This is a genomic window from Pseudocnuella soli (genome assembly GCF_004347775.1).
Taxonomy (GTDB): domain Bacteria; phylum Bacteroidota; class Bacteroidia; order Chitinophagales; family Chitinophagaceae; genus Flavisolibacter; species Flavisolibacter aquaticus.
This window is the reverse complement of sequence record NZ_CP037755.1, coordinates 2,783,972-2,809,373: the sequence shown is the minus strand read 5'-3', so window position 1 is coordinate 2,809,373 and position 25,402 is coordinate 2,783,972. Positions and strand designations below refer to the sequence as shown.

General features: G+C 48.9%; 23 protein-coding genes. 13 read left to right on the top strand and 10 right to left on the bottom strand.

Features of this window, described 5'->3' with window-relative positions; translation table 11 throughout:
- Window positions 1-73 precede the first annotated feature (73 nt).
- Complete coding sequence (locus EPD17_RS11425; protein ID WP_132054326.1) at window positions 74-1,057, top strand: aldo/keto reductase; 984 nt, start codon at window positions 74-76, stop codon at window positions 1,055-1,057.
- Window positions 1,058-1,267: 210 nt separating this feature from the next.
- On the opposite strand, the gene EPD17_RS11420 is transcribed toward EPD17_RS11425, so the two are convergent.
- Window positions 1,268-2,938, bottom strand: coding sequence for a glutamine--tRNA ligase/YqeY domain fusion protein (locus EPD17_RS11420; protein WP_132054324.1), 1,671 nt, complete (start codon window positions 2,936-2,938; stop codon window positions 1,268-1,270).
- A 312-nt stretch (window positions 2,939-3,250) separates the two neighbouring features.
- Here EPD17_RS11420 and EPD17_RS11415 point away from each other — a divergent pair, with 312 nt between their 5' ends.
- Both EPD17_RS11415 and EPD17_RS11410 read left to right on the top strand, forming a co-directional pair.
- A complete protein-coding gene (locus EPD17_RS11415; RefSeq protein WP_132054322.1) occupies window positions 3,251-3,439 on the top strand; it encodes a hypothetical protein in 189 nt (62 codons plus the stop codon).
- 135 nt (window positions 3,440-3,574) lie between these two features.
- Window positions 3,575-6,079 carry a DUF5686 family protein gene (locus EPD17_RS11410; RefSeq protein ID WP_132054320.1) on the top strand — a complete coding sequence of 835 codons (2,505 nt, stop codon included), beginning with the start codon at window positions 3,575-3,577 and terminating at the stop codon, window positions 6,077-6,079.
- Between the two features lie 76 nt (window positions 6,080-6,155).
- On the opposite strand, the gene EPD17_RS11405 is transcribed toward EPD17_RS11410, so the two are convergent.
- The 5 genes from EPD17_RS11405 to EPD17_RS11385 all read right to left on the bottom strand — a co-directional run bounded on the left by EPD17_RS11405 (window position 6,156) and on the right by EPD17_RS11385 (window position 9,527).
- Window positions 6,156-6,512 (bottom strand): hypothetical protein, encoded by a 357-nt coding sequence (locus tag EPD17_RS11405; RefSeq protein WP_204743140.1) that lies wholly within the window; start codon window positions 6,510-6,512, stop codon window positions 6,156-6,158.
- A gap of 248 nt (window positions 6,513-6,760) precedes the next feature.
- On the bottom strand, window positions 6,761-6,952 hold the full coding sequence (locus tag EPD17_RS11400; RefSeq protein WP_114234189.1) for a DUF3606 domain-containing protein: 192 nt from the start codon (window positions 6,950-6,952) through the stop codon (window positions 6,761-6,763).
- 127 nt (window positions 6,953-7,079) lie between these two features.
- A complete protein-coding gene (locus tag EPD17_RS11395; RefSeq protein ID WP_132054318.1) occupies window positions 7,080-8,048 on the bottom strand; it encodes a TIGR03885 family FMN-dependent LLM class oxidoreductase in 969 nt (322 codons plus the stop codon).
- A 106-nt stretch (window positions 8,049-8,154) separates the two neighbouring features.
- Window positions 8,155-9,102 (bottom strand): CvpA family protein, encoded by a 948-nt coding sequence (locus EPD17_RS11390; protein ID WP_132054316.1) that lies wholly within the window; start codon window positions 9,100-9,102, stop codon window positions 8,155-8,157.
- Window positions 9,103-9,209: 107 nt separating this feature from the next.
- Window positions 9,210-9,527 carry an RNA recognition motif domain-containing protein gene (locus tag EPD17_RS11385; protein WP_132054314.1) on the bottom strand — a complete coding sequence of 106 codons (318 nt, stop codon included), beginning with the start codon at window positions 9,525-9,527 and terminating at the stop codon, window positions 9,210-9,212.
- Between the two features lie 281 nt (window positions 9,528-9,808).
- On the opposite strand from EPD17_RS11385, the gene EPD17_RS11380 reads away from it, so the two are divergent.
- The 5 genes from EPD17_RS11380 (at window position 9,809) to EPD17_RS11360 (ending at window position 13,029) form a co-directional block, all read left to right on the top strand.
- Window positions 9,809-10,063, top strand: coding sequence for a hypothetical protein (locus EPD17_RS11380; RefSeq protein ID WP_132054312.1), 255 nt, complete (start codon window positions 9,809-9,811; stop codon window positions 10,061-10,063).
- 94 nt (window positions 10,064-10,157) lie between these two features.
- Window positions 10,158-10,349 carry a hypothetical protein gene (locus EPD17_RS11375; RefSeq protein ID WP_114234194.1) on the top strand — a complete coding sequence of 64 codons (192 nt, stop codon included), beginning with the start codon at window positions 10,158-10,160 and terminating at the stop codon, window positions 10,347-10,349.
- Between the two features lie 261 nt (window positions 10,350-10,610).
- Window positions 10,611-11,525 carry an acetyl-CoA carboxylase, carboxyltransferase subunit beta gene (gene accD / locus EPD17_RS11370; RefSeq protein ID WP_132054310.1) on the top strand — a complete coding sequence of 305 codons (915 nt, stop codon included), beginning with the start codon at window positions 10,611-10,613 and terminating at the stop codon, window positions 11,523-11,525.
- Between the two features lie 91 nt (window positions 11,526-11,616).
- On the top strand, window positions 11,617-12,051 hold the full coding sequence (gene smpB, locus EPD17_RS11365; protein ID WP_114234196.1) for an SsrA-binding protein: 435 nt from the start codon (window positions 11,617-11,619) through the stop codon (window positions 12,049-12,051).
- A gap of 39 nt (window positions 12,052-12,090) precedes the next feature.
- On the top strand, window positions 12,091-13,029 hold the full coding sequence (locus tag EPD17_RS11360; RefSeq protein WP_132054308.1) for a hypothetical protein: 939 nt from the start codon (window positions 12,091-12,093) through the stop codon (window positions 13,027-13,029).
- Window positions 13,030-13,327: 298 nt separating this feature from the next.
- Here EPD17_RS11360 and EPD17_RS11355 read toward each other — a convergent pair whose 3' ends face one another.
- Entirely contained in the window at window positions 13,328-15,592 is a 2,265-nt protein-coding gene (locus tag EPD17_RS11355) for an aconitate hydratase (RefSeq protein WP_132054306.1), read from the bottom strand.
- Between the two features lie 156 nt (window positions 15,593-15,748).
- Between EPD17_RS11355 and EPD17_RS11350 the strand changes: the two genes are divergently transcribed.
- Together EPD17_RS11350 and EPD17_RS11345 are read left to right on the top strand one after the other, a co-directional pair.
- Window positions 15,749-15,973 (top strand): PspC domain-containing protein, encoded by a 225-nt coding sequence (locus tag EPD17_RS11350; RefSeq protein WP_114234199.1) that lies wholly within the window; start codon window positions 15,749-15,751, stop codon window positions 15,971-15,973.
- 10 nt (window positions 15,974-15,983) lie between these two features.
- Complete coding sequence (locus EPD17_RS11345; protein WP_132054304.1) at window positions 15,984-16,967, top strand: helix-turn-helix transcriptional regulator; 984 nt, start codon at window positions 15,984-15,986, stop codon at window positions 16,965-16,967.
- A gap of 607 nt (window positions 16,968-17,574) precedes the next feature.
- Here EPD17_RS11345 and EPD17_RS11340 read toward each other — a convergent pair.
- The 3 genes from EPD17_RS11340 to EPD17_RS11330 all read right to left on the bottom strand — a co-directional run bounded on the left by EPD17_RS11340 (window position 17,575) and on the right by EPD17_RS11330 (window position 22,336).
- Window positions 17,575-18,771, bottom strand: a complete 1,197-nt coding sequence (locus EPD17_RS11340) for a cysteine desulfurase family protein (RefSeq protein WP_132054302.1) — start codon at window positions 18,769-18,771, stop codon at window positions 17,575-17,577.
- 60 nt (window positions 18,772-18,831) lie between these two features.
- The gene (glmM, locus tag EPD17_RS11335) at window positions 18,832-20,223 is read right to left on the bottom strand and encodes a phosphoglucosamine mutase (protein ID WP_132054300.1); all 1,392 of its coding nucleotides are present in this window, start codon (window positions 20,221-20,223) and stop codon (window positions 18,832-18,834) included.
- A 106-nt stretch (window positions 20,224-20,329) separates the two neighbouring features.
- A complete protein-coding gene (locus EPD17_RS11330) occupies window positions 20,330-22,336 on the bottom strand; it encodes an LTA synthase family protein (RefSeq protein ID WP_165929595.1) in 2,007 nt (668 codons plus the stop codon).
- Between the two features lie 184 nt (window positions 22,337-22,520).
- Between EPD17_RS11330 and EPD17_RS11325 the strand changes: the two genes are divergently transcribed.
- The 3 genes from EPD17_RS11325 to EPD17_RS11315 all read left to right on the top strand — a co-directional run bounded on the left by EPD17_RS11325 (window position 22,521) and on the right by EPD17_RS11315 (window position 25,245).
- Complete coding sequence (locus EPD17_RS11325; RefSeq protein ID WP_123893343.1) at window positions 22,521-23,126, top strand: phosphatase PAP2 family protein; 606 nt, start codon at window positions 22,521-22,523, stop codon at window positions 23,124-23,126.
- 132 nt (window positions 23,127-23,258) lie between these two features.
- Complete coding sequence (locus EPD17_RS11320) at window positions 23,259-24,554, top strand: hemolysin family protein (RefSeq protein ID WP_132054296.1); 1,296 nt, start codon at window positions 23,259-23,261, stop codon at window positions 24,552-24,554.
- A gap of 166 nt (window positions 24,555-24,720) precedes the next feature.
- Complete coding sequence (locus tag EPD17_RS11315) at window positions 24,721-25,245, top strand: YdeI/OmpD-associated family protein (protein ID WP_132054294.1); 525 nt, start codon at window positions 24,721-24,723, stop codon at window positions 25,243-25,245.
- The last annotated feature ends 157 nt before the right edge of the window (window positions 25,246-25,402 follow it).

The window sequence follows — 25,402 nt, the reverse complement described above, 5'->3', positions numbered from 1 at the left end:
AAGTGCCCTGCTCTATTTTGCGGGCGCAGTTTTCATAGGCCTGTCTCCTATCTTGCAAACTAAATTTCAACACATGCGTTACCGTTCGTTTCAGGGCAATAATATATCAGAGGTAGGCCTCGGCACCTGGCAGCTGGGCAGTTCCGACTGGGGCAATGTATCAGATGAAACTGCCTTTGCCATTCTCAACACTTTTGTGAAGCTTGGCGGCAATTTTATAGATACAGCCGATGTGTACGGCATGGGCATCAGCGAAAAAGTGATCGGCCGTTTTTTAAAAACCCGGCAGGAGCAATTGTTTGTTGCCAGCAAACTGGGCCGCCGCGGCGACGCCGGTAATGGCTGGCCGCAAAATTTTTCGCTGGAGGGCATGCGCCGCGCTGTAACCGATTCGCTGGAGCACCTGCAATTGCCGCAATTATTTTTGGAGCAACTGCATTGTATCCCTACCGATGAAATGCGGTCGGGAAAGGTGTTCGATCACCTGCGCCAGCTGCAATCGGAAGGCTTGATCAAGTATTGGGGCGCCAGCGTGGAAACTTCGGAAGAAGCACTCATTTGCATGGAGCAGGAAGGGCTGGCTTCGCTGCAGATTATTTTCAACCTGTTTCGCCAGCACGTAGCTGAAGAAATCTTTGAGCAGGCTGCCGCAAAAGGCGTTGCGCTGATTGTGCGGGTGCCGCTGGCCAGCGGGCTGTTGTCGGGGAAATTTACCGCCAACACCCAATTTGCCGCCAACGATCACCGCCACTTTAATGCGGACGGCGCCGCGTTCAATGCAGGTGAAACTTTTTCAGGGGTGCCATTTGAGCAGGGCGTGCAACAGGCGCAAAAAATTGCCGGCATGCTGCCCGACGACCGCACCGCATCCTGGGCCATTCGCTGGATTCTCGATCACCCGCAGGTAACCACCGTCATTCCCGGCGCCTCGAAGCCCGAGCAGGTGCACAGCAACATGCTCGCCTCCGACTTTCCGCCCATCGAGCCCGGCGTACATGAGCAATTAAGAAAGTTGTATGATGCGGAGATCAAACCGGTGATTCGGGGACATTATTGAGAACTAGGATTTGCGAACTAGGATTTTTTGGATTAGATGGGATTTATGGGGGAAATGGAAAACCGGTTATGCAAACACTGAAATTTTTCATTTTTTAAAATCACCCATCCACTTTCCAGCTAAATCCATTTCAATCTCAAGAATCCCAGTTCTATAAAAAACGCCGCAACAAGTGCGGCGTTTTATTTTTTTCTCATGTGAACCCCACGGCTAAGCCTTCTTCTGTTCTTTACTCCAACTGTCCTTAAGGGTAACAGTGCGGTTAAAAACCAGGCGGCCGTAAGTATCTTTTGTGTCGAGGGTGAAATATCCTTTGCGTAAAAACTGGTATCGTTCGTCCATCTTGGCGGTCTTCAGCGCCGGCTCGGCAAAAACGGTTTGCACCACTTGCAGCGAGTCCGCATTGATATAGTCTTTAAAATCGCCTTCTTCGCTGCTTGGATCTTCCACTTTAAACAGGCGGTCGTACAAGCGCACTTCAGCCGTTACGTTGTTGTGCGCCGAAACCCAGTGCAGCGTGCCTTTTACATTGATGCCCGATGTGTCTTCGCCGCTTTTGCTTTCAGGGATGTACGTGCACTGCAGTTCGGTAATATTGCCTGCATCGTCTTTCACTACTTCATCGCAGCGAATGATGTAGGCAAATTTAAGCCGGACCATACCGCCAGGATAGAGACGGAAAAACTTCTTGGGAGGTTGCTCCATAAAATCGTCCCGCTCAATAAATAATTCGCGGCCAAACGGAATTTCGCGAACAGCGCTTTCCGGATCTTCGGGGTTGTCCTCCCCTTTTAACATTTCCACTTCGCCCAGCTTTTCCTCGTAGTTGGTGATCACCACTTTCAGCGGGTCAAACACTACCATGCGGCGGAGCGCTACTTTGTTCAGGTGTTCGCGAACACAAAACTCTAGCAGCCCGACGTCCACCAGGTTTTCACGTTTGGCGATGCCGACGCGGTCGCAAAAATCGCGGAAGGCCTCCGGCGTGTACCCACGGCGGCGCATCCCGGAAATCGTCGGCATGCGTGGATCGTCCCAACCATCCACGTGTTTTTCGGCCACCAGTTGCAGCAGTTTGCGTTTGCTCATCACCGTATAAGTAAGGTTGCGGCGGGCAAACTCGTATTGGTGCGAAGGGAAAATTTCTAACTTTTCAATAAACCAGTCATATAGTTCGCGGTGGGGCACAAACTCCAGCGTACAAATAGAATGCGTTACCTCTTCAATGGAGTCACTTTGGCCGTGGGCAAAATCGTACATCGGGTAAATGCACCACTGGTCGCCGGTGCGGTGGTGGTGCGCATGCTTGATGCGGTACATGATGGGGTCGCGCATCAGCATATTGGGATGGGCCATGTCAATTTTAGCCCGCAATACTTTTTCGCCGTCTTTAAACTGGCCGGCACGCATGGCCTCAAACAAGCTGCGGTTTTCGTCTATGCTGCGGCTGCGGAACGGGCTATCCTTGCCGGGCTCGGTATGCGAGCCCTTGAGTGCCGCAATTTCCTCCGAGGTCAGGTCGTCTACATACGCCAGACCCTTATCAATCAGCTTCAGTGCAAAACCGTATAGTTGTTCAAAATAATCGGAGGCGTATAGCTCATTTTTCCACTCAAAACCCAACCATTTTACGTCTTCCTTAATGCTCTCCACGTACTCCGTTTCTTCAGTAACGGGGTTGGTATCGTCGAAACGCAGGTTGGTGTAGCCGCCAAATTTTTGGGTAAGGCCAAAGTTGAGGCAAATGGAAGTGGCGTGGCCAATATGCAGGTAACCATTGGGTTCGGGCGGAAAGCGGGTAACGATGGAACTGTATTTACCGCTCTTCAGGTCGGCTTCAATTATTTCTTCGATGAAATTGAGGCTTTTTTCTTCGGTCATTCCTATTGTTTATGGAAAGCGCAAAGATAAGCAGCGGCGGGCAGTTGGCGGTAAAGGGGTAAACAATACTTGCCCGATTTTTCCAGCATAGAACGCTCAAAAATTTTTGAATATGTTGTAATCCTACCGCTCATGAATGCGAGTGCTCAAATGGTGCGTAAGTTGTGCAAAACAGCTGGACGATTCAAAACCCACCGTAATGACGCTGTAAAGCAGGGATTTACACTTCAAGTTCTGCAATATTTAGCAGCTATTTATCAAAAAATGGTACAAATAGTGCTTTAGATAAAGCGGATTATAATTTATAAAGTTATGTTTTACAATATTGCTGCCGCTCAAGATAAATTCGAGGTGTTGGTGCTTTTGGTATTGTTATTCAACATCTTCGTATTTGTAACCATCACGTTCATGCCGCAAATTTACCGCAACGCGGCTAACTGGGCTACCCGCCTGGTGGACAAGATCCTGAAAGGAATTATTACCCGCCAACCGGGCGGGTAATTTTTTCATTGCTCCGCATATACTTTATTGAAACCGGCGCCTACACTTTGCTACTTGCGCACTCTTCCGCCAAATAAACCGCTTGCAAATGCGCCCTTTTTCTTTTCGCAGCCACCGTATTAACTTTGCGGCGACATGAAGCAACGAGACTGGCGATACTTTTTGAGGTTTTTGGCAATCATTTTTTCCGCTTTTTCCTTCTTTTCATCTGCAGCGCAAAACAAAATTCTGATCGGTCAAATTCGCGAAGCCAACAGCGGCGAGGCCATTCCGTTTGCCTCGGTGCGGTTTGCGGGTTCCGGCATTGGCAAATTGGCCGATTCGGCAGGTTATTTCCGTTTTGCTTTTGAGGCCTGGCCGACCGATACACTGGAAATTACTTCAGTAGGATTTCAGGACTATAAATTTTTTGTACAACCCAACACCATCTTTTCCGACACATTGCGCCTGCAGGTAAGCATGCAGGAAGGCCGCTTTAATACCGGCGTGGTGGTCAAAGCAAAAGGCAACCGCGGCCTGTGGATGTGGCGCCGCATTGTGGCCAACAAAAAGAAAAACGACCGCTACCGGTTCGACAATTTTTCCTACGAACTGTACAACAAGCTGGAGCTGGATCTGAAAAATGTAAGTAAGGAAAAACTGTCCGAAAGCCGTGTGCTGCGCAAGTTCCAGTTTATTTTCAACCAGATCGACACCACTGAAGATGCGCCGTTTTTGCCTGCGTATTTGACCGAAGCGGTGTCGGATTATTATTACAGTAAGACGCCCCTCCGCCGCCGCGAGGTTTTTAAAGCCACAAAAACGGTTGGGTTTAAAAACGAAAGCATCACCAAGCTGCTCGGCGGCATGGACCAGATCGTCAATTTTTACAACAACTATATCCCCGTCTTCGACAAACAGTATGTGAGCCCCATTTCGGACAACGGCGATGCATACTACAACTACAAAATTGCCGATACGCAGTTTGTGGCGGGGCGTCGGCTGATCCATTTTTATTTTACACCCAAACGAAAAGGCGAAAACACCTTTGAGGGCGACTGCTGGGTGCACGACACCAGTTTTGCCATACAGAAAATGAACCTCCGGCTTTCGGGTGATGCGAATATCAATTTCCTGAACAAACTCAACCTGATCCAGGAGTACCAGTTGATCAACGACAGCACCTGGTTTTTGGCAAAAGATAAGTTCGTGGTTGATGTGTCGCCGTTGGGTAAATCCAATCTTTCTTTTATTGGCCGCAAAACCACCACTTACCGGAATGTTCTGGTAAACGACAGCACGGTGGTGCGGGAATTGGCTAAAAACAAGATTCTGGAAGAAGTGATCGTGCCCGACTCGGCAAGCCAGCAGGCCGATTCGTTTTGGACGGAAAACCGCCACGAGCAACTAACGGGCAGCGAGCAGGGCATTTATACCATGATCGATTCGCTGATGAATATGCCTTCGTACAAAACCTACCGCAACTGGATTTATTTCCTGACGGTGGGCTACAAAGACATCGGTAATTACGAGATTGGGCCGTGGTACAATTGGGTAAGCTACAACAGGTGGGAAGGCTACCGTACCCGTTTCGATCTTGGCACCAACACGGCCTTCAGCAAACAGTTTTATTTCCACGGCTACCTGGCTTATGGTTTCACCGACCAACGGTTTAAGTTCCAGGTGGATGGCCGTTACCTCATCAACCGCGATCCGCGCCGCCAGCTGTACCTATCGTGGCGCACGGACATTGATTTTGGCCAAAGCTATTACGGCGATATTTCGCAGGATAACATTTTTGCACTCGCCATCCGCAAACAGGGTGTGCCCATCAAGTTTATCCAAATCGAAGACCGCCGCGCCGAATACATGCACGGCTGGCGCAATGGTTTGGCGCTAACTTTTTCGGGTGCACACCGCAACTTCAACCCGCTCCTGAACCTGCCCGGGAAGGCCGACCTCGGCACCGGTCATGGAAAAGAATTGGCCACATTTGAAGCCGGCCTCAGGGTGCGCTATGCCTACCTTGAAAAATTCCTCGAGTCCACTTTTAACCGCATCAGCCTGGGCTCAGTATACCCCATTGTTGATATGCGTTTTACCCGCGGCATTTCGGGTGTGGATGGCAGCGGGTACGATTACAGTAAGCTGTATGGCTCTGTTTCGGATTACGCCAAGATTGCGCCGCTGGGTAATATTTATTACAATGTTTTTGCAGGCAAAACCTACGGCACACTGCCTTACATGTTGCTGGATGTGGCGCCGGGCAATGAAATTTATTATTACAACCGCTACGCGTTTAACCTCATTAACCGCTACGAATACATCCACGACCGGTATGCCGGTGTATTTTTCGAACACAACATTGGCAACGGTCTGTTCCGCTTTTTGCCCATTACCCGCAAGCTAAAGCTGCGGCAACTGTGGACCGCAAAAGCGCTGTGGGGCTCACTTTCCGCCGATAATAAAAATTTGAACTTTGTAAATGGTCACCCGTTCCGTTCGCTGGATGGGAAAACTTACCTGGAAGTGGGCACAGGCGTGGACAATATTTTAAAAGTGTTGCGCCTTGACCTGGTTTGGAAATTATCGCCTTGGGAATCGAACACTTCGGCACACCCGAAATTCGGTGCATTTGTTTCGTTCAAAGTGGGCTTGTAAAAAATACAAACACTTTAAAATAAAAATGCCCCTGATCAAATTTGGTCAGGGGCATTTTTATTTTGAAACGACTGATTTACGAAGGCGTGTCTTTATTTACTTTTTTGTGGATCTCAACACTTTGAAAAAACTCACCGGTTTTTTCATCGGCGTAGATGCCGTATGCATCCACCAAAGTTCCCTTGCGGCCATCGGTTGTTTCAATAGCATATAAAATCGACATATCGTCGGGATTGGACGGGCCTTCAAACCGGAAAAAATTCACCGCCACCACCTCGTCGGGCTTGTATTTTTTCCCTTTGTTTTCCATCGATACCATGCGATTATTTTCAACGCGGTATTGATCGGTGTATCCTTCCGATTCCAGTCGCTTGATGCACTTTTCCATATCGGTCATGTAGGTAGTACGGTCGTTTGCAGAAGATGGTTCCATGTAAAAATGTTTTAGGTGATTAAGAGCAGGGTAAAAATGTTGCGTCGACAAAAGACCCTTTACCCGTTGTTTTACTTTATAAGAATAATATGCCAATCCCAAACCGGTGGAAAACTGTTGCTGAGAGGTTGATAACCCGGCTATCCGTTTACCAACATAAACTGAATGATGAAAGATTTACCCACAGTGCTTTTTAAATTTTCGACTGCGTATCAAATGAAAAGAGCAGGTTTACCCTGCTCTCCTGTTTATGTTCGGTTGTAACGGTCCCTTATGTATTCCTCCACTTCATCCGCATCGGTGCCCACTTCCTGCACGGCCCGCAAAATATCTTCTACTGGGAAAGGTAGGTTCCTTGTCAGGTAGTGGAGTGTTTCAGCATCGGCGCCCCGGGTGTTGTACCGGTCGGAGTTGGATAAAAAATTCTGGTAGCTATGCATAAGGTCAATATTTAGGGTATCAAATTCAAAAAACCGTACCGTTCAGCTTTTCGGTTTAACAACGGTTCAACTGCTGCTTCTATATCTTCGCCTTTGCAGAAAAAACGCATCAGTTTTTTCCGCAACTCTATTTGGTTTTATGAAAACGTGGCAACACCATTTCGCCAAAGTCTTTAATAAACAGGTCTTGTTCGCGGTTTACATTGTGCAGCACAATTAGCTCAAAACCAAGACTGATGTCTTGCTCGATCCACTCAATATGTTGCTTAATGCTCGAGGAAATCCGCACCATATCTTTTAATTCTTCGGGTTGCACCATTTCGCCCAGTGCATCAAATTGTTCCACCTTGCTCAGGTCGCCCAGCACGGTGCCGTGGAAGATATTGGTGCGCCACTGGTCGTAAGCTCCTGCCAACGCCGCTTCCTGTGTTGCTGCATAAGAAATTTGCGATTTGAGATACATCGGTTTGCCCTCGCCGCCCCCTTTTTTAAATGCATCGACTACCTCCTTCAATTCATCATAGGGCCGGTGCACGGTAATCAGACCATCGGCCCAACTGCCCACCCAGCCGGCGGTTTCGGCCGTTACAGCCGCACCAATCAATAAGGGCATTTGCTTGGGCAGTGTGTACAAACGGGCCTCTTCAACGGTTACCCGCCCGTGGTGCGTCACCGTTTCGCCGTGCAGCAGCCGGCGGATGATGGAGGCACATTCAAACAGCCGTTCGTTGCGTTCACTTTTGATCGGCCATTTTTCACCGGTAATGGCCTCGTTCAGCGCTTCGCCGCTGCCCAGCGAAATCCAGAAGCGGCCAGGAAAAAGTTCGCACAGCGTGGCAATAGCTTGCGCTACCACAGCCGGGTGATACCGGTAGCCCGGCGTACACACCAGGCCATAAGGCACCGTAGTGGCCTGCATGGCCGCACCCAGCCAGGCAAACGAAAACCCACTTTGCCCCTGCCGTTCACTCCATGGGTAAAAATGATCTGAAGAGTTGACCGCGGCAAAGCCTGCTCCCTCCGCCGCGTGTGCCCATCGCAACAACTCGGAAGGTGTAAATTGTTCGTGTGATGCCTGGTAACCAAGTATTGCCATAATATTTTTGTTTTGTGTGAAAATGGGGCGCTGCTACTGGTCAGGCCACTTCGAAGTAACCTCAAGAATTAAAGCTTATTACCAGTGGCCGGACCAGTAGCCAGAACTAATTGCGGAAATTTTGGGTAATCATCAGCCCATAAATGCCGCCGTCCAGTATGCCGATGCCTACCCTGCCAAATTGGGGCCGGAGTATATTGGCCCGGTGTCCCGGCGACTGCATCAGCCCTTCGTGGCATTGTTTCAGGCTACGCCCAAGTGCCAGGTTCTCGCCGGCCGTAAGAAACCGAACTTTGCCAGCCTTGATCCGGTCGAACGGGTTTTTTCCATCGGGATTAATATGGGCAAAATAGCCTCGGGCAAACATATCGCGGCTATGCGCCCGGGCGACCACGGCTATTTCCGGGTCGGCTTTGAGCGGTTGCAAGCCAAGCGCAGTACGTTCGGCATTCACCAGTTCCAGCATTTTCGCTTCCAGGTCCGGGCGTTCGTCCACATTCGTGATTGTGTAAGGCAGCTTGATAACATCTTTGCTGTCGCCAGTGCCCACTTTCCTAGACAAACCCGTAGTTCCAGCCGGGATAAGCGGCTCCAACAAGTCGCCGGTGCGGGCAACGAGTTTACCTGCATTCTGCGCCATACGGCTGTTGCGGGCGCTATCCGACAGGGGATTTTCAAATGGTAAAGTCAATAAGATGGCCGCCAGCAACATTGCAGTAATGGTGCCTTGCACCAGCCCGGGAAAAACGCCGAGGTACCGGTTCACCGGGTGCCGATGATCGGGCAACATGGCCAAGAGGTAATGAAAGCCGGCATCTAACAGTATGCGGAACAAAAAGAAAATAATGAGAAAAGAAATGAGCGGACCCCACGAGCCCACTCCGGGCATGGCCGCTACCAGCCAGCCTGTGACCGGCGGATACAATAAAAACGCGGCACCAAGACTGCCGGCCCACACCAGCAACCGCGCCACACCAGCCACAAAACCCGTTTGCCAGCCTTGCCACATGGCCACCACCAGTATGAATAAAAGGAGCAGGTCAATCCAATTCATCGTCCGTTAATTTACTGCATTCATGCATATTGCTTGCCGCACCGGCACAAGAAGGCATAAAAAAGCCCCGGGAAAATCCGGGGCCAATCGCTTTAAAAGCAATATGATTAATAACGGCTGCCAAATCCGCCACCGCTATTGTTGCGCGAAAAATTGTTGCTGCGTGGCTTCGCCGGACGGTCTTCTTTGGGTTTTGCTTCCATTACACGAATGGTGCGGCCCTCTACAGTAGCCTGGTCCAGCTCGTTGATGGCTTGCTGTGCAGCCGCATCATCGGGCATTTCCACAAAGCCAAAACCACGGCTTTTGTTGGTAAATTTGTCGGTAATCACTTTGGCAGAAGATACTTCACCATACTCGGTGAAAAATTCTCTCAGGTCTTCATCCTGTACATTGAAGCTCAGGTTCGAAACGTAAATGTTCATGCTGTTTTGAAAAAAATAATTAGAAATGAGGCGCGGCAAAACAGTTAAGGGAACTAACCAACAGCAGCGAATGCAGCAAAGAATAGTACACTAACGAAATGCAAGGCTCAAAATAACGGCGCAAAGGTAAGGACAAGCGTTGCGAAAAAAGTAGTTGAAAGGTGGATTTTACGCTAAATCAGGACTTATCCTTATCGTCTTTTTACACGGCTTTAACGAACAGCCAAGCACAGGGCTGTAAACCGATCTTGTGAAAAAGCATCTTATAAAAAAGCTGCAACATGAAACGAGTTTTTACTTTCTCAATGGCCCTGATCGGCTTCAGTTTTTTCGCTACGGCGCAAAAAGATTCGAGTGCCACTAAAAAAGTGCTGCGCAATAAAATGACAGAAGTAAACAAAGACCCAAAAACAGCTGAACGTGCCGCGAAAGCGGATGTGCTGCTAGTGCCGTCGCGGAAATGGACCTCCGGCCATCCACAGATACCGGCCAAATACACACTGGGCCCCGCTCCTGCCGCAAAGTCCAAGCAATAACGCTTTTTGATTTGAACGCTAGATGGGGTCACCACTTCATCGCCCCATTTTTGTTTGGTATGGTTTTTCGGCCGCAACAGTAAAACCATTAACCATGAAAGGATCAAGAAGTGGCAATAACATGCAAAACAAACAGATGGCTGGCCATAAGCCCCGGCCCGAAACACGGGACGACCTTGACAGCCGCAAAAACGAAGAGCAGGACACGAAAGGCGATGATGTAACGCACAACAAAAAAGAAACAAAGGAAGGCAACCTGAAACAAAAGCGCCGCGGCGAGGATTAAGCTTTGCAGCTAAATGCAGCAGGGAAAGCGGGTGTTGAATCAAACCCCGCTTTTCTTTTTTATAGCGATGGAGCAGGTTGCATTTTGTTGTCAAAGCTTTTAGTACGCGGTGGAAAAAGTTTTCTCATGGAAAACGCAACGCAATTGTTTGCAGTTGCCTTAAGTTGACGAATATGATCGATTGACCCGAGCACAGCCGTATCGCCGCTTTTCTCCATTTCTGCTATTTGCCCCTATATTTGCCGTCAGCAATTTTCCATTATGGACCAACAATTTGAGGATTTCGAAGCCAACCTTGCCGGAGAAGAAGGAAAAACCGAAGAAACAAGGAGCCGTTGGTTTCAGCGCATCAAAAAAGGCATTTTAACGCCATCGTCGGAGCGGAAAGAAACGCCGGAAGGTTTATGGACGAAGTGCCCGGAGTGTAACCACATCTGCACTGTGTCTGACCTTCGGGAAGCGCTTTTTGTTTGCCCCAAATGCAACTACCACCACCGCATAGGCTCATCAGAATACTACGATATCGTTTTCGACAATAAAGAATTTACCGAGCTGTTTGAAAACATCCGCGCCAAAGACTTTCTGGGTTTCACCGACCTGAAGCCCTACGAAAAAAGATTGGAAGAAACCTGGAGCAAAACCAGCCTCAAAGATTCGATGCGGGTGGCGGCAGGAAAAATCAACAGCCTTGACCTGGTGATAGCCTGTATGGACTTCGAATTCATCGGCGGCTCCCTGGGCTCTGTGATGGGTGAAAAATTCAGCCGCGCTGTGGATTATTGCATTGAGCACAAAGTGCCCTATATGGTCATCTCCAAAAGTGGTGGTGCACGTATGATGGAAAGCGCTTTTTCGCTAATGCAGTTGGCAAAAACCAGCGGCAAGCTGTCGCAGCTCAGCGATGCAGGCCTGCCTTATATTTCCATGCTTACCGATCCAACCTTCGGCGGCATCTCGGCATCGTTTGGTATGCTTGGCGACCTGAACATTGCCGAACCTGGCGCCCTGATTGGTTTTGCCGGTCCGCGGGTAATAAAGGAAACCATCAAGAAAGACCTGCCGCCTGGTTTCCAGCGCAGCGAATTTATCCTCGAGCACGGCTTTTTGGATTTTATTGTGGATCGTAAAGAGCTGAAGAATAAATTAGGACAGGTACTCACTTTATTCAAGGGCTAAATCTGTTGCCACCAATCATTGCGCAGCAATAAAAGCAAAGACATTTTGCTGCAACAGTTGCATGCGCATGGGTGGTTTATAAAACATACAAATGGACATCAGGAACCGGTCGGCTTTTTACGAGTATTACATCGACGACAAATATGTGGCGGGTGTTGTGCTGACCGGTACCGAAGTAAAATCGCTGCGTGCCGGCAAGGCTTCGTTCAATGATGCGTATTGTCTTTTTTTAAAAGATGAATTGTATATCCGTTCGCTGCATATAGCCGAGTACTCGCATGGCACCGTCAACAATCACGATCCCGTTCGCGAACGCAAATTGTTGCTGACGAAAAAGGAACTGAAAAAAATTCAGGCACGCATCAAGGAAAAAGGATATACACTCATCCCCTTGCGCATTTTTATGAACGAGAAAAACCTGGTCAAAATGGAGATTGGTTTGGCCAAGGGTAAAAAGCTGCACGACAAGCGGGAAAGCATCAAACAGCGCGACACGGACCGAGAAATAAAGCGCTATATAAAATAACTGCCGTATCCATCCGTTTACCTGTTTAACCCTGAACACATGAAGAGCATCGGAACCTTGTTATTTCTTTGCCTTGCCCTGTGCGGTGCGGCCCAAAACAAAGTGGTTGGATACTGGTACACAACTGCCAACGTATCGAATGGTGGCTCCACCAACAACTACGCAATGGAAATTGTGGTCAATCAAAAAGGCAACATCGTAGATGGCGTGCTGAATTATTATTTCCGCAACACATTCCGCAGCATTCCATTGAAAGGCGCATACGATGCCACAACCCGCCAGCTTACCATTCCGAGCATTCCCATTACTTACCACGCCTCCACCGACCAGGTGCAGGTTGATTGTATGATGGATTTTATAGGCACTTTGCGGGTAAGCAAAACCGGCTCTGTACTCAATGGGCGTTTTGTAAGCAAACCCATGTATCGCAATACCTGTCCCGAAGTATTCTTTGACTTTTCGCTGGACACAACGGCCAGCAAAAACATGGATTCGCTCTATGCCGAGGTTAGTCGCAAGAAAGAAGTATATGCCCTTTGGGAGCCTTCTGACGATGATACATTGGTAGCCGCTACCGTTTTGCAGCGCCCGGTTGTAAACTATGTAGTAGCTGCGCAATTCAAAGAGCGGCAAAACGAGTTGCAACAGGAAATTGAAGTAGAATCCGATTCGCTGACCATTAATTTTTACGACAACGGCGAAGTAGATGGCGATTCGATTTCTGTTTTTTACAATGGACAACTGCTTACTTTCAACCGGATGTTGTCGGCGAAAGCCATACAATTCCAGATTGCCGTGGACGGCACCAAAGAGTTCAACGAGCTTTCGATGTTTGCCGATAACCTGGGCAGCATTGCACCCAATACTGCGTTGATGATCGTGTACGACGGCAGCAAGCGCCACGATGTACGCCTGTCAAGTAATTTGCAAAAAAACGCAACGGTAAGAATCCGGAAGAAAAAAGCGCCTACGCCTTAGTGTTAGTTGAATCGCTAGGTGGTCCACATTACTAAGTGAAGGAGCTACATACCTAAAACATACATCGCTTCGCTGTAACGTCATTGCGAGGCGCCACGAACACTTACTTATCTTTTACATCATTGCGCCGAAGCAATCTCCTGCCGTTTTTCGAAAGGAGATTGCTTCGGCGCTTTTGCCTTCGTTTTATCACCATAAACTCCGCTGCGCCTCGCAATGACGAGAACGGCGCCGAATTAACACACATAAAAAAGCCGCCAGTTTGAAACCGGCGGCTCTTTATTTTATCTACCACAGCTTATTTACCAAACTGCTTGCGGATCAGGTTGAGGGCGCTACCAGCCTTGAACCATTCAATCTGCTGGAGGTTGTACGTGTGGTTTACTTTAAAGCTGTCGGTTGTGCCATCTTTATGGTGCAGCACCACGGTGAGCTGTTTGCCCGGGGCAAAACTTGTCAATCCGGTGATGTCGATCACATCATCTTCCTGCACTTTATCGTAGTCTTCCTTGTTGGCAAAGGTCAACCCCAGCATACCCTGTTTTTTCAGGTTGGTTTCGTGGATGCGGGCAAAGCTTTTTACCAAAATGGCCCGAACGCCCAGGTGACGCGGTTCCATGGCAGCGTGTTCGCGGCTGGAGCCTTCGCCGTAGTTTTCGTCGCCCACCACTACGCTGCCAATATGGTTGGCTTTGTAATGACGCTGTGTGCCCGGAACTGTTCCATATTCGCCGGTTAGCCCATTCTTTACAGAATCGGTTTGGCCATTAAAATAATTCACTGCGCCGATGAGCATGTTGTTGGAAATATTGTCCAGGTGACCGCGGTATTTCAGCCACGGACCTGCCATCGAAATATGGTCGGTAGTACACTTGCCTTTTGCTTTGATCAGCAGGCGCAGGCCTTGCAGGTCGGTGCCTTCCCATGCGGGGAACGGCGTCAGCAATTGCAAGCGCTGGCTTTCCGGGCTAACCACTACTTGCACATCGCTACCGTTGTCGGCAGGTGCTTCATAACCGGCATCTTCAACCGAAAATCCATTGGGAGGTAATTCGTAACCAGTTGGCTCATCCAACATTACTTCCTGGCCTTGCTCGTTCACCAGTTTGTCGCGCATGGGGTTGAACGACAGTTTGCCGGCGATGGCATAAGCTGTAACCAGTTCGGGCGAAGCCACAAAAGCGTGGGTAGAAGCCAGGCCGTCGTTGCGCTTGGCAAAGTTGCGGTTGAACGAAGTAACGATGGTGTTCTTGCGGTTCGGATCGTCGATGTGGCGGGCCCACTGGCCAATGCAGGGACCGCAGGCATTTGCCAGGATCACGCCGCCAATTTGGTCGAACGTACCGAGGTAGCCGTCTTTTTCGATGGTGTAGCGCACCACTTCCGAGCCGGGGGTTACGGTAAATTCGCTGCGCACCTTCAGGCCTTTTGCTTTAGCCTGTGCCGCTACCGAAGCAGAGCGGCTGATATCTTCATACGAAGAGTTGGTGCAGGAACCAATCAGGGCTACTTCAATTTCGTCGGGCCAGCCGTTTTCTTTAACAGCAGCAGCCATTTCCGAAATAGGTGTAGCCAGGTCCGGAGTGAATGGTCCGTTAACATGCGGCTCCAGTTCGCTCAGGTTGATTTCGATAACCTGGTCGTAATATTTTTGCGGGTTCGCATATACTTCCGCGTCAGGACGCAGGTGTTCGCGAACGCCATCAGCCAATTGAGCCACAGCCTCGCGGCCGGTTACCTTCAGGTAGTTGGCCATCTTATCATCGTAGCCAAATACTGAGCAGGTAGCACCGATTTCGGCACCCATGTTACAGATGGTAGCCTTACCGGTACAGCTCAGGCTATCGGCGCCGTCGCCAAAATATTCTACAATGGCACCGGTTCCGCCTTTTACGGTCAGGATACCGGCCACTTTCAGGATCACGTCTTTGGCCGAAGTCCAGCCGCTCATTTTACCAGTAAGCTTAACACCGATCAGTTTGGGCATTTTCAGTTCCCATGCTAATCCGGCCATTACGTCAACCGCATCGGCACCACCCACGCCAATGGCAACCATACCGAGGCCGCCGGCGTTGGGTGTGTGGGAGTCGGTACCGATCATCATGCCGCCGGGAAACGCATAGTTTTCCAGCACTACCTGGTGAATGATACCAGCACCGGGCTTCCAAAAGCCGATGCCATATTTATTGGAGATCGATGCCAGGAAATCATACACCTCGCGGTTGGTTTCGATGGCTACGTTCAAATCAGTTTCAGCGCCAACTTTGGCCTGGATCAGGTGGTCGCAATGCACGGTTGAGGGCACTGCCACGCGGTCGCGGCCGCAGGTGTCAAACTGCAGCAGGGCCATCTGTGCGGTGGCATCCTGCATGGCTACACGATCCGGAGCAAAGTCTACATAATCTTTTCCCCGCTCGAACGAATAAGTCGCTGGTTTGTAAGTATGAGCATACAAAATCTTTTCGGCAAGGGTCAGCGGACGTTTGAGCAATTGGCGGGCGGCATAAATCTTAGCCGGTAAATCGTTGTAAACCTTTTCTATCAAATCCAGGTCAAAAAGCATGACGATTCCATTTTTTGTCGTTAAAAAAAGATACAGGCACTCCCTTTGCAATAGATGCGGAGGCAGAAGTTAAGCGGGGCAAAGGTATTGAAAAATAGAGTTCCATAAGAATGCACATAACTGTGCAGCACATTGAAAAAAAATTAATTTAGCAAAATGAAAAACCGGTTTAAAGATTATATCGAATGGCAGATGTACGGAGTATGTACTGCTATTGGCAGCCGTATGGGCATTGCCACTTCAAAAATCCGCACCTGGTTTATGTACCTGTCGTTTATTACCCTGGGTTCGCCGATCGTGGTGTATATGGTGCTGGCCTTTTGGATGAACATGAAAAGATATATATTGGCTGCCAGGCGCAATCCATTATGGTATTTATGAATCGAACTCAATGACAATATTCACCTACAAGCTCACCTCCTACAATGCTTTTCTGGACGAGTTTTCCCGGTTTCTGGGCATTACGCCCACCAACCAGGTAATGCGGCTGCCCGAAGAAATGGGCAGCGGCTTTATGAAGGCATTTTCGTTTGAAGGGATCGACGCCCTTGTATATGATATGACCTTTCACCAGGAAATGCTGTTGAAACGGGAAAAGGAGAATACCGAGTTCTTTACACTCAATTACGATGAAGTAGCTGATCCCACGGGCATGCAGGTGACCATTGAAAACGATTCATTTGAAGCCCCCGACCAGCGCAACGCCTATTTGTACCTTACCTCTTCCCTGCTGGATTGGGATTTGGCGCTGCAGCAAAACGTAAACTTGAAAGGCCTGCGGGTATACCTTACCCCCGACTGGCTGCGCAAATACCTGCGTGCCCCAGAAAAGGACGACATGCTGGAGCAGTATATTAAATTAAAAGCCGGCGGCATTTGGCAAAAAACCATTGATGTCGAATCAAAAGGCCTTACTTCCGAACTACTTGCCGACCAGGAACAACCGCTCTTGTACTACCAGAATAAAATGTTCCGGCTGGTTGAAGTATTTTTCGATTGGCTGTACAACGAAATGCAGCAGCACCCGGCACTGAAGTTGCTTTCCCGCAGCGACATCATGGCCGCACGCCGCATTGAAACGCTGCTCACCAAAGATGTAACAGTGCTGCCGCCCACCATCCGCGAGATGAGCCGTCAGTTTGCCATGAGCGAATCGAAATTGAAAAAGGTGTTCAAGGCCGTGTTTGGCCTGCCGCCTTACGAATATTTTCAAAAATACCGCATGCAAAAAGCCCGGCAGCTGCTGCTCACCGGCAACCATTCCATCAAAGATGTGGGCTACACTCTGGGGTATTCCAACCTCAGCAACTTTACGCTTGCCTTTAAAAAAGAATTTGGCCGCCTGCCTAGTGAAGTGCTGCGGGAGGGGAAATAGTTTAGTGCAATGCCCATTTACTCCGGCTTTGCAAACAAGATGAAACTTACCAAAACTGCCACACTGATTAGTGTGGCAGTTTTGTTTTTACGTAACCAGCTGCAATATTACTACTCGGCCTCTGTTGCGTCGCACACTTGTACGTTCAAGAATACTATTGCCCTTTACCATTGCATCGGTAGTAAACCATTGCAATTTTTTACCTGTCATGCCGAACTTGTTTCGGCATCCCCTTCTTTTTGCAGGGTTTATCAAATCAGAAGGAGATGCCGAAACAAGTTCGGCATGACAGACACTGACTGCGATAATTGTCCGCGTCACCATGGAATCATGCTCTTTCTTGCTAATACTTTCACTTACAAATAACGCTATTGACCCTGTCATCCTGCCGAAGGAAGAATCTGAGCTTACAACAATTTTACGCTTGCAATACTCAGATGCTTCGCTGCGCTCAGCATGACATTTGCGAAAACCAACTCCAAGACATAAAGGCATTCAACTGCAAATAGAAAAGCTACAAAGGCTATCCCTTGTGGCTATTGATTATTTAATTAACTGCATCCGCATCATTATCAAAATTAGGCTCCACTGAACAACAAAATTCAACTCACAACAACTCCTGCAACTTACCCACCACCAAATCCACTTCCTCCTTCGTGTTAAACTTCGAAAAAGAAAAACGTACAGTCACAGAATCCGTTTCCGGGTGCAGCGCTGAAATTACATGCGAACCAACATTGGCGCCGGACGAACAGGCCGAACCGCCGGATACGCAGATATTATTGATGTCGAGGTTGAACAACAAAAACTCCGCCTTTTCAGACTTCGGAAAAGAAACACTCAAAACCGTGTACAACCCATCGTTCGAGCAATTGAACCGTACACCGGGAATAGTCGCCCGAAGCCGGTCGGCCATGTATGTTTTGAGGTCTGTTATGTAAGCACTGTCCCGCTCATAATGCTCCATGAACAATTCCAGCGCCTTCGCAAAGCCTACAATGCCGTACACATTCTCGGTGCCAGCCCGCATGTTGCGTTCTTGGCCACCGCCAAAAATAAAAGGCTTAATGCTGACACGGTTGCTGACATAGAGCACACCCACGCCTTTCGGCCCGTGAAATTTGTGCCCGGCACCAGAAATAAAATGAACAAAAATATTCTCAAGGTTGAGCGGGTAGTGGCCAACGGTTTGCACGCAATCCGAATGAAATATAGCGTCAAATTTTTCGCAAATGCCGCCCACTTCTTTCAGCGGCAGCAGTGTGCCGATTTCATTGTTGGCATGCATCAGCGTCACCAGCGTTTGCACACCTTCGGCATTTTTTTCCTCCAGTTGTGCAGCCAGGTCGGACAGGTCCACACTACCGTCGTTGGTTAACCGAACCATGCTCAGCGTCACCGCATTTGCCGCCGCATAATGCTCCACCGTGTGCAGCACCGCGTGGTGCTCAATGGGCGATGTAATGATGTGCCGGCAGCCCAGGTCGCGGATGGCAGCGGTTATGGCAGTGTTGTTGCTTTCGGTGCCGCCGCTGGTAAAAAAGATTTCGCTGGGGCGGGCTCCTAAGGCCTTCGCTACCGACTTCCGTGCATTTTCAATTGCCAGCCTTGTTTCGCGGCCGTATGAATAAATGGAAGAAGGATTGCCGAAATGGTCCTGTAAATAAGGCATCATCGCCTGCAGCACCTGCGGATCAAGTGGCGTGGTGGCCGCATTATCGAGGTAAATACGGGTAACAGCAGCCTTGCCCGTGCCGGTAGCGCTTACATTATTTGTTGGTGCCGTTAGCGAAATGTCATTCATGGTGCTGGGTTGAACAATACAAAAGTGGAATACCGATCCAATGGCAAGCGATGCATTACCTTATATCGCTTCCCTGATGTCCTGCATCAGCCGATTGGCAATATTATTCGCGGTCGTTTCAAACGAGCTTTCGGCATAAATGCGGATGATGGGCTCGGTGTTGGACGTACGCAGGTGCACCCAGTCGGTATCAAACTCAATCTTAAGCCCGTCCTCTGTATTAATTGGATTGTTCTTGTATTTTTTCTGGATTTTCTCAAAGATCAAACCTACGTCCAGGCCGGTTTCCAGCTCAATTTTATTTTTCGAAATAAAATAATCGGGGTAGTTGCCGCGGAACGATTTTAGGCCTTTTTTAAAACCTGCAAAGTGCGACAGGAACAGCGCAATGCCAATCAGCGCATCGCGGCCATAATGAAAGTCCGGTACAATGATGCCCCCGTTACCTTCACCACCAATCACTGCCTGCACATCTTTCATGCGCTGCACCACGTTTACCTCACCCACCGCCGATGGAAAATATTCACCGCCGGCTTTCAGGGTAATTTCTTTTAGTGCCTTGGTGCTGCTCATATTGCTCACGGTGTTGCCCTTCCGGTGCTGCAACACATAGTCAGCCACGGCAACCAATGTATATTCTTCGCCAAACATAGAACCGTCTTCACAAACAAAGCAAAGGCGGTCCACATCGGGGTCAACGGCAATTCCGAAGTCAGCATTTTGTTTCACCACCTCGTTGCTCAACGCGGTGAGGTGCTGGGGCAGCGGTTCGGGGTTGTGTGCAAAACGGCCACTGTTGTCGCCATGCAGCACAATTACTTCCGAAACGCCCAATGCTTTCAGTAACTGCGGCACCACCAATGCACCGGTGGAATTGATACAATCAACCACCACTTTATAACCTTTCGCCGCAATGGCTTCGCGGTTAATGAGCGGGTATTCCAGCACCAGGTCAATATGTTTTTGCAGGTAGTCGCCGGCAGTAACAATTTTGCCCAGTTTTTCCACTGCAGCAAATTGAATATCACCGGCTTCGGCGCGGCGCAGTACTTCGGCCCCAACTGCGGCGTCAATAAATTCGCCATCGCTGTTCAGCAGCTTCAAAGCATTCCATTCTTTAGGATTGTGGCTGGCGGTTAAAATAACGCCGCCGGTCGCACCTTCCAACTTCGTAGCAATTTCCACAGTTGGCGTGGTGGAATAACCGAGGTCAATTACCTCCACACCCAGGCCCACCAGGGTATTGCTCACAAGCGCACTCACCATATCACCGGAAATACGGCCATCGCGACCCAGAACGATCCGGGCCGGAACTGTTTTATCCTCGCGGTTTTCGCATAAAATGCTGCCGTAGGCGGCCGTAAATTTTACAATATCGATCGGGGAAAGGGTTTCGCCGGGCTTGCCGCCAATGGTACCTCTGATACCGGAAATGCTCTTAATCAGTGCCACGAAATATTTAAATTTTGGGTGGCAAAAATACGAGTTTGCTGGCTGTTTTTTCCGGATTAAGTCCAAAGCTGCGCAAATTGGCGCAAGATTCCGCAGTCGGTTTTCCCTATTTCGACGGCCGGCCCGTTGCCAGGCCCGGCTTTGCTGCTATGTTATTTTTTGGCTTATTGTTGAGCAGCATCCACTTAGCCGTTTCGTAATAGGCGGTGGTGACACCAGAAAGTTTTTGCCGGATGCTATCAACCTGCGCATTGGTGAAATTCCTGCCCGGCATCCGATGCACTTCTTCTTTCTGGAAGTTCAGGTTTTTGGTAAAATAAAAATCATTGGTAGCGATGCCTATTTGCCCTTCATCGTGGTAAATAATAAAGGCATGGTCATTCTTTTTATTGCGTTGCAATAGGTCGCGTCCCAACGTGGTGTTATTATAGGAAATACCGGCCAACCCGGCTATGGTGGGCAGCACGTCGATTTGTGAAACCACTTCGCTTCGTTTTTCGCTCAAAGTTTTACCCGGCGTATAAAACAGCAGTGGCACATGCTCATCGGTCAGGCGTTCGGAGGTCCAAAGCTCGGGATAAACCGCCCGTGCATTCCCCGAAACGCCATGATCGCCCACAAAAACAAACACCGTGTTTTGGAAATAGGGCTCTTGCTGCGCAGCCTCCATAAACTTGCGGAAACAATAATCAGCATAGCGGAATGCATTGTACTCGCCTTCCGATTCAAAACCAAAATGCCTGAGCGAATCGAGGCTTAATTTGACAGGCGGAAAATCCAGCGTGTCGGCCGCAGGAATGGCAAACGGACGATGGTTGTTGGCCGTTTGGATGATGGCAAAAAATGGCGCCTTCTTTTGCGCCAGCACGCTGTTGGCTTCCAGGAACAGGTCTTTGTCGGAAATACCCCACACGTTTACCGGCTTGGATTTAAAGCTACCCTCGGTGTGCATTTGCAGGCCTTCGATGTTGTTGAGCAGTCCTTCAAAATTGTTGAATTTGGGGCTGCCGCCTAAAAAGTACAATTTCTCGTAGCCTTTAAAATCGTTAATGATGGTATGCTGCTGCAACGCTTCCGGGTTGCGGGTGCTGAACTTTGACAATTGCACATCGGGGATCCCGGTGAGTAGGGCAAACAAGCCACGGGCAGTGGAAAAATGCGGCGTAAAGCAACGTTCGAAAAACAAGCCGCGTTGCGCCAGCGAATCGAAATAAGGCGTGGTATTGAGCGGGTTTCCGCTCATGCTGCTTTTGTACATGCTGAACGACTCGCAGAGCACCAGCACTACGTTTGGTTGCTGCAGGCCCAACGCGGATGATGCCGGCGCTGTGGGCACCACATTTGGCGGAGCTACTTCCTTACCTAACCATTCGGAAACAACGGGAAAAGCCTGTTGCGCTTTAGAATCGTTTACATCCGGCTTCCGGAATTTAAGCGTGGTAAAAAAATTCTGCAGCGGGTTCAGCGCCAGGTACGACCGGAAACTATCCTGCAACACAAAAGCTTCTTTCCAGGTGAGTGGCTTTAGCCCTACCCTGCCGTACACAGCAATAGCTAACGGCAGCAATGCAACTAAAAAAGGCCAGCGACGGTACCGTATCCGGCACCCATCGGTATGGGCAGTTACATAATAGTGCGTTCGCTGAAACATCCACTGGAGCAACACCACTGCCAAAACCAACGCCAGGATCAGCCACACCATCGGGTAGCTTTGCCACAGCATTACAGCCGAAATGCCCGGATCTTCGGCAAAGTTGAGCGCCGAAGCATTTAGCCTTGTTTTGTTATAGGAAAAACAGCCGAAATCGGCAGCAAAGAAAAAGATGACAAAAAAAGTGGCTGCGGCCAAGTAAGCCGTCCAGATGCGGGTGTTGCGTCGGGAGTAAAACGGCGAATATTCAGGCCGCAGGCTCACAAGCACAATGGGCAGCAACACTAGCCCGATCCAACGCAGATCATAGCGCAGGCCCAGCCAAAACGTTGGCCACAAATGGTCCACCGGCTCACCTTCGGGGCGAAAGGCCACGAACGTAGCCAGCCGGAACAACGTAAACATCAATATAAAAATGCCCAACAGGTTCACCACCCACAACAGGGTCTTGGGCAACTTCATTTTTACTAACATGGCATAAACGAGTGTCGGAAGTCAGCCGTCCGAAGTCCGAAGATGAGCAATATTTTCTCCTCAGTTCGGCCCTTAAACCCCTGACATTTTCAGTTTACTGCAAAAAAACGACAAAAACGCCATCGGCACCGGCTTATTAGACGAGTGGTACCATTTAGCTTACATTTGCCGCATGTTGCGTGTTGAAATACTGGCCACCTTTTTTCAAACCCTGGTAAACTGGGACAAGCAGTTGTTCCAGCAACTCAACAGCGGGTGGACCAATCCGGTATTTGATTTCATTCTCCCTTACTTCCGCGATCCTGTTTTTTGGGCACCCTTGTACCTGCTCATGGTGTCGTTTATGCTGCTCAATTATGGCAAAAAAGGTTTTTGGTGGAGCATTGCCTTTTTATGCACGCTAGCCATTACCGACATGGTAGGCCACCGTGTTTTTAAAGAAGGTTTTGAGCGGCTGCGCCCCTGCCGCGATCCGGAGTTTTTCCATAATGTACGCCTGCTGGTGCGCACCTGCTCGGGCGGATTTAGTTTTACCTCAAACCATGCCGCCAACCATTTTGGCGTGGCTACGTTTGTGAGTGCCACCATGTACCCCACCTTCAAGCGTTGGATTTATTTATTTTACCTCTGGGCCTTTTTGGTATCTTATGCACAGATTTATGTGGGGGTGCACTACCCTGGCGATATCCTGGGCGGTGCATTGCTGGGTGTGCTGGCAGGATTGTTGACAGCAACCTTTTTCAACAACAAATCGGGAACCATTAAATTAGCAGTTTAAAACCACTGCAGCTTACCGCCCCGTTTCAACAATGTTTGCACATAACGTGGCAAAAGGCTTGCAAGTAAACAGCAAAAGCTGATAGCTTAGGATGGGGCTTTTGCCCTTATTTTTTTACTAATTAACCCCTAAATGGAAATCTTTATATTGCTCGTGCTTTTTATTATCAATGGCCTGTTTTCCATGTCGGAAATTGCCTTGGTATCGGCTCGTAAAGCACGGCTGGAGTCTCAGGCCAACAAAGGAAACAAAGCCGCCAAAGAAGCGCTGGCGCTGGCCAATAATCCCGATACTTTTCTTTCTACTGTACAAATAGGCATCACGCTTATCGGCATTTTCACCGGTATCTATTCCGGCGAAAAACTGACGGATGATTTTAAAAAATTTCTCGACTCCTACTTAGGTGAAAAAACATTCAACGAAGGCCTGGCTACTGCACTGATCGTAGTGGTTGTAACTTATTTTTCGCTGATTCTTGGCGAACTGGTACCGAAAAGGCTGGGCATGTCGCGGCCCGAAGCCATTGCCAAAATAATGGCGAAGCCGATGCGGATCCTCAGCATCATCACCTACCCTTTTATTTGGTTGCTGAGTAAATCGTCAACGCTTTTTGTGCGGCTGTTTCGCATTAAGGCCAGCGACAACCAGGTAACGGAAGAAGAAATCAAAGCCATCATTTCGGAAGGCACCGAACACGGCGCCATTGAAGAAGCCGAACAGGAAATCATTGAGCGGGTGTTTCATTTAGGCGACCGGAACATCACTTCCTTGATGACGCACCGCAGTGATATTATTTGGTTTGATGTAAACGACACAGAAGTGCGCATCCGCGAAAAAATATTTTCCGACCCGCATACGGTGTACCCCATTTGCGATGGTGCCATCGACAACGTAAAAGGCATCATTTCCATAAAAGACCTGTATGTAACCAACGACCACACTAAGTTTGGCCAGATGATGAAGCCTGCGTTGTTTGTGCCCGAAAACAATACGGCGTACCAGGTAATGGAAAAATTCAAGGAGTCGAAACAACAAAGTTGTTTTATTGTGGATGAATATGGCTCGGTGCAGGGCATGATTACGATGAATGACATTATGGAAGCCATTGTTGGTGACCTGCCCGAAACCGACATCGACGACTACGCCATTGTGGAACGCGAAGACGGCTCGCTGCTGGTAGATGCACAGATTCCGTTTTACAATTTCCTGAGCCGCTTTGATAAAACCGATTGGTTGAACGAAGAAGACCAGGAATTTGATACGCTTGCCGGTTGCATTTTGCACGAGTTGGAGCGCATCCCGGTTACCGGCGACAAGCTGGAGTGGCGCGGTTTTACGTTCGAGATCATGGATATGGATGGACACCGAATTGACAAAGTGCTGGTAACGCCCAGCCAGGAAATTTTGGAGTCGATGGAGGAAGAATAAATCAACTTTTTAAAATAGTGAAACCGGAACTTAGCTTCCGGTTTTTCTATTAAAAAAATGCGGATGCACAGTAAATAAATTGAGCGATCAAGTACACAAGAATTTTATTTTTAGTGGATTAAACGAGTCACTTCACGAACATCAAACCAACAATTGAAAACAATCCATGATCCATTTTACCACCTTGCTGAAGAAGTTTGAACAAATGGGCGAAAAGTCGGGATGGACTTATTTTGAAGTGCCCGCGGCCATTGCCGAACAACTGAACCCGGGTGTGAAAAAAGCTTACAGGGTGCGGGGCAAAATGGACCGCCACCCATTTGCAGGTGTGGCATTGGTACCGATGGGTGGCGGCGATTTTATTTTTGCAGTGAATGCCACGATGCGCAAGGCAATCAAAAAGCTTCAGGGCGAAACTGTCAAACTGATCATGGAATTGGATCCGGAGCTACCGAAAGTTTCCACCATGTTGCTAGAATGCCTACAGGACGAACCCGAAGCAAAAGCCTACTTTTTTTCTTTGGCGCAATCGCACCAATTGTATTTCACCCGTTGGATTGACAGTGCCAAAACCGACAGCACCAAAACAAAACGGGTGGCCGAAACCATCAATGCACTGGTATTGAAAAAAGATTTTGGCCAGATGATCCGCGACGGCAAACGCGACCGCGATTTGCTGGGCATTAAATAAAATATGCTCCGGTTGAAGCAAATCTTGATTGCCGTTATTTCAAAAAACTAGCTGCTTTTTATTTTAAGCTCGGTTGCAATCCACCACGCACAATTCCTCACCATTCCCTTTCCTCAATGCCCCAATTTGCGCAGCGGCAAATGGTATGAAATATGCA

Bases quoted from the DNA above. Each gene is read 5' to 3' on its own strand.
- EPD17_RS11385 (WP_132054314.1), bottom strand. From the start codon at position 9,527: ATGAACATTTACGTTTCGAACCTGAGCTTCAATGTACAGGATGAAGAC.
- EPD17_RS11410 (WP_132054320.1), top strand. From the start codon at position 3,575: ATGAAGCAACGAGACTGGCGATACTTTTTGAGGTTTTTGGCAATCATT.
- EPD17_RS11350 (WP_114234199.1), top strand. From the start codon at position 15,749: ATGAAAAACCGGTTTAAAGATTATATCGAATGGCAGATGTACGGAGTA.
- EPD17_RS11395 (WP_132054318.1), bottom strand. From the start codon at position 8,048: ATGGCAATACTTGGTTACCAGGCATCACACGAACAATTTACACCTTCC.
- smpB (WP_114234196.1), top strand. From the start codon at position 11,617: ATGGACATCAGGAACCGGTCGGCTTTTTACGAGTATTACATCGACGAC.
- EPD17_RS11315 (WP_132054294.1), top strand. From the start codon at position 24,721: ATGATCCATTTTACCACCTTGCTGAAGAAGTTTGAACAAATGGGCGAA.
- EPD17_RS11425 (WP_132054326.1), top strand. From the start codon at position 74: ATGCGTTACCGTTCGTTTCAGGGCAATAATATATCAGAGGTAGGCCTC.
- EPD17_RS11320 (WP_132054296.1), top strand. From the start codon at position 23,259: ATGGAAATCTTTATATTGCTCGTGCTTTTTATTATCAATGGCCTGTTT.
- EPD17_RS11340 (WP_132054302.1), bottom strand. From the start codon at position 18,771: ATGAATGACATTTCGCTAACGGCACCAACAAATAATGTAAGCGCTACC.
- accD (WP_132054310.1), top strand. From the start codon at position 10,611: ATGGACCAACAATTTGAGGATTTCGAAGCCAACCTTGCCGGAGAAGAA.
- EPD17_RS11415 (WP_132054322.1), top strand. From the start codon at position 3,251: ATGTTTTACAATATTGCTGCCGCTCAAGATAAATTCGAGGTGTTGGTG.
- EPD17_RS11355 (WP_132054306.1), bottom strand. From the start codon at position 15,592: ATGCTTTTTGACCTGGATTTGATAGAAAAGGTTTACAACGATTTACCG.
- EPD17_RS11375 (WP_114234194.1), top strand. From the start codon at position 10,158: ATGAAAGGATCAAGAAGTGGCAATAACATGCAAAACAAACAGATGGCT.
- EPD17_RS11325 (WP_123893343.1), top strand. From the start codon at position 22,521: ATGTTGCGTGTTGAAATACTGGCCACCTTTTTTCAAACCCTGGTAAAC.
- EPD17_RS11330 (WP_165929595.1), bottom strand. From the start codon at position 22,336: ATGAAGTTGCCCAAGACCCTGTTGTGGGTGGTGAACCTGTTGGGCATT.
- EPD17_RS11345 (WP_132054304.1), top strand. From the start codon at position 15,984: ATGACAATATTCACCTACAAGCTCACCTCCTACAATGCTTTTCTGGAC.
- EPD17_RS11405 (WP_204743140.1), bottom strand. From the start codon at position 6,512: ATGGAACCATCTTCTGCAAACGACCGTACTACCTACATGACCGATATG.
- EPD17_RS11400 (WP_114234189.1), bottom strand. From the start codon at position 6,952: ATGCATAGCTACCAGAATTTTTTATCCAACTCCGACCGGTACAACACC.
- EPD17_RS11390 (WP_132054316.1), bottom strand. From the start codon at position 9,102: ATGAATTGGATTGACCTGCTCCTTTTATTCATACTGGTGGTGGCCATG.
- EPD17_RS11420 (WP_132054324.1), bottom strand. From the start codon at position 2,938: ATGACCGAAGAAAAAAGCCTCAATTTCATCGAAGAAATAATTGAAGCC.
- EPD17_RS11360 (WP_132054308.1), top strand. From the start codon at position 12,091: ATGAAGAGCATCGGAACCTTGTTATTTCTTTGCCTTGCCCTGTGCGGT.
- EPD17_RS11380 (WP_132054312.1), top strand. From the start codon at position 9,809: ATGAAACGAGTTTTTACTTTCTCAATGGCCCTGATCGGCTTCAGTTTT.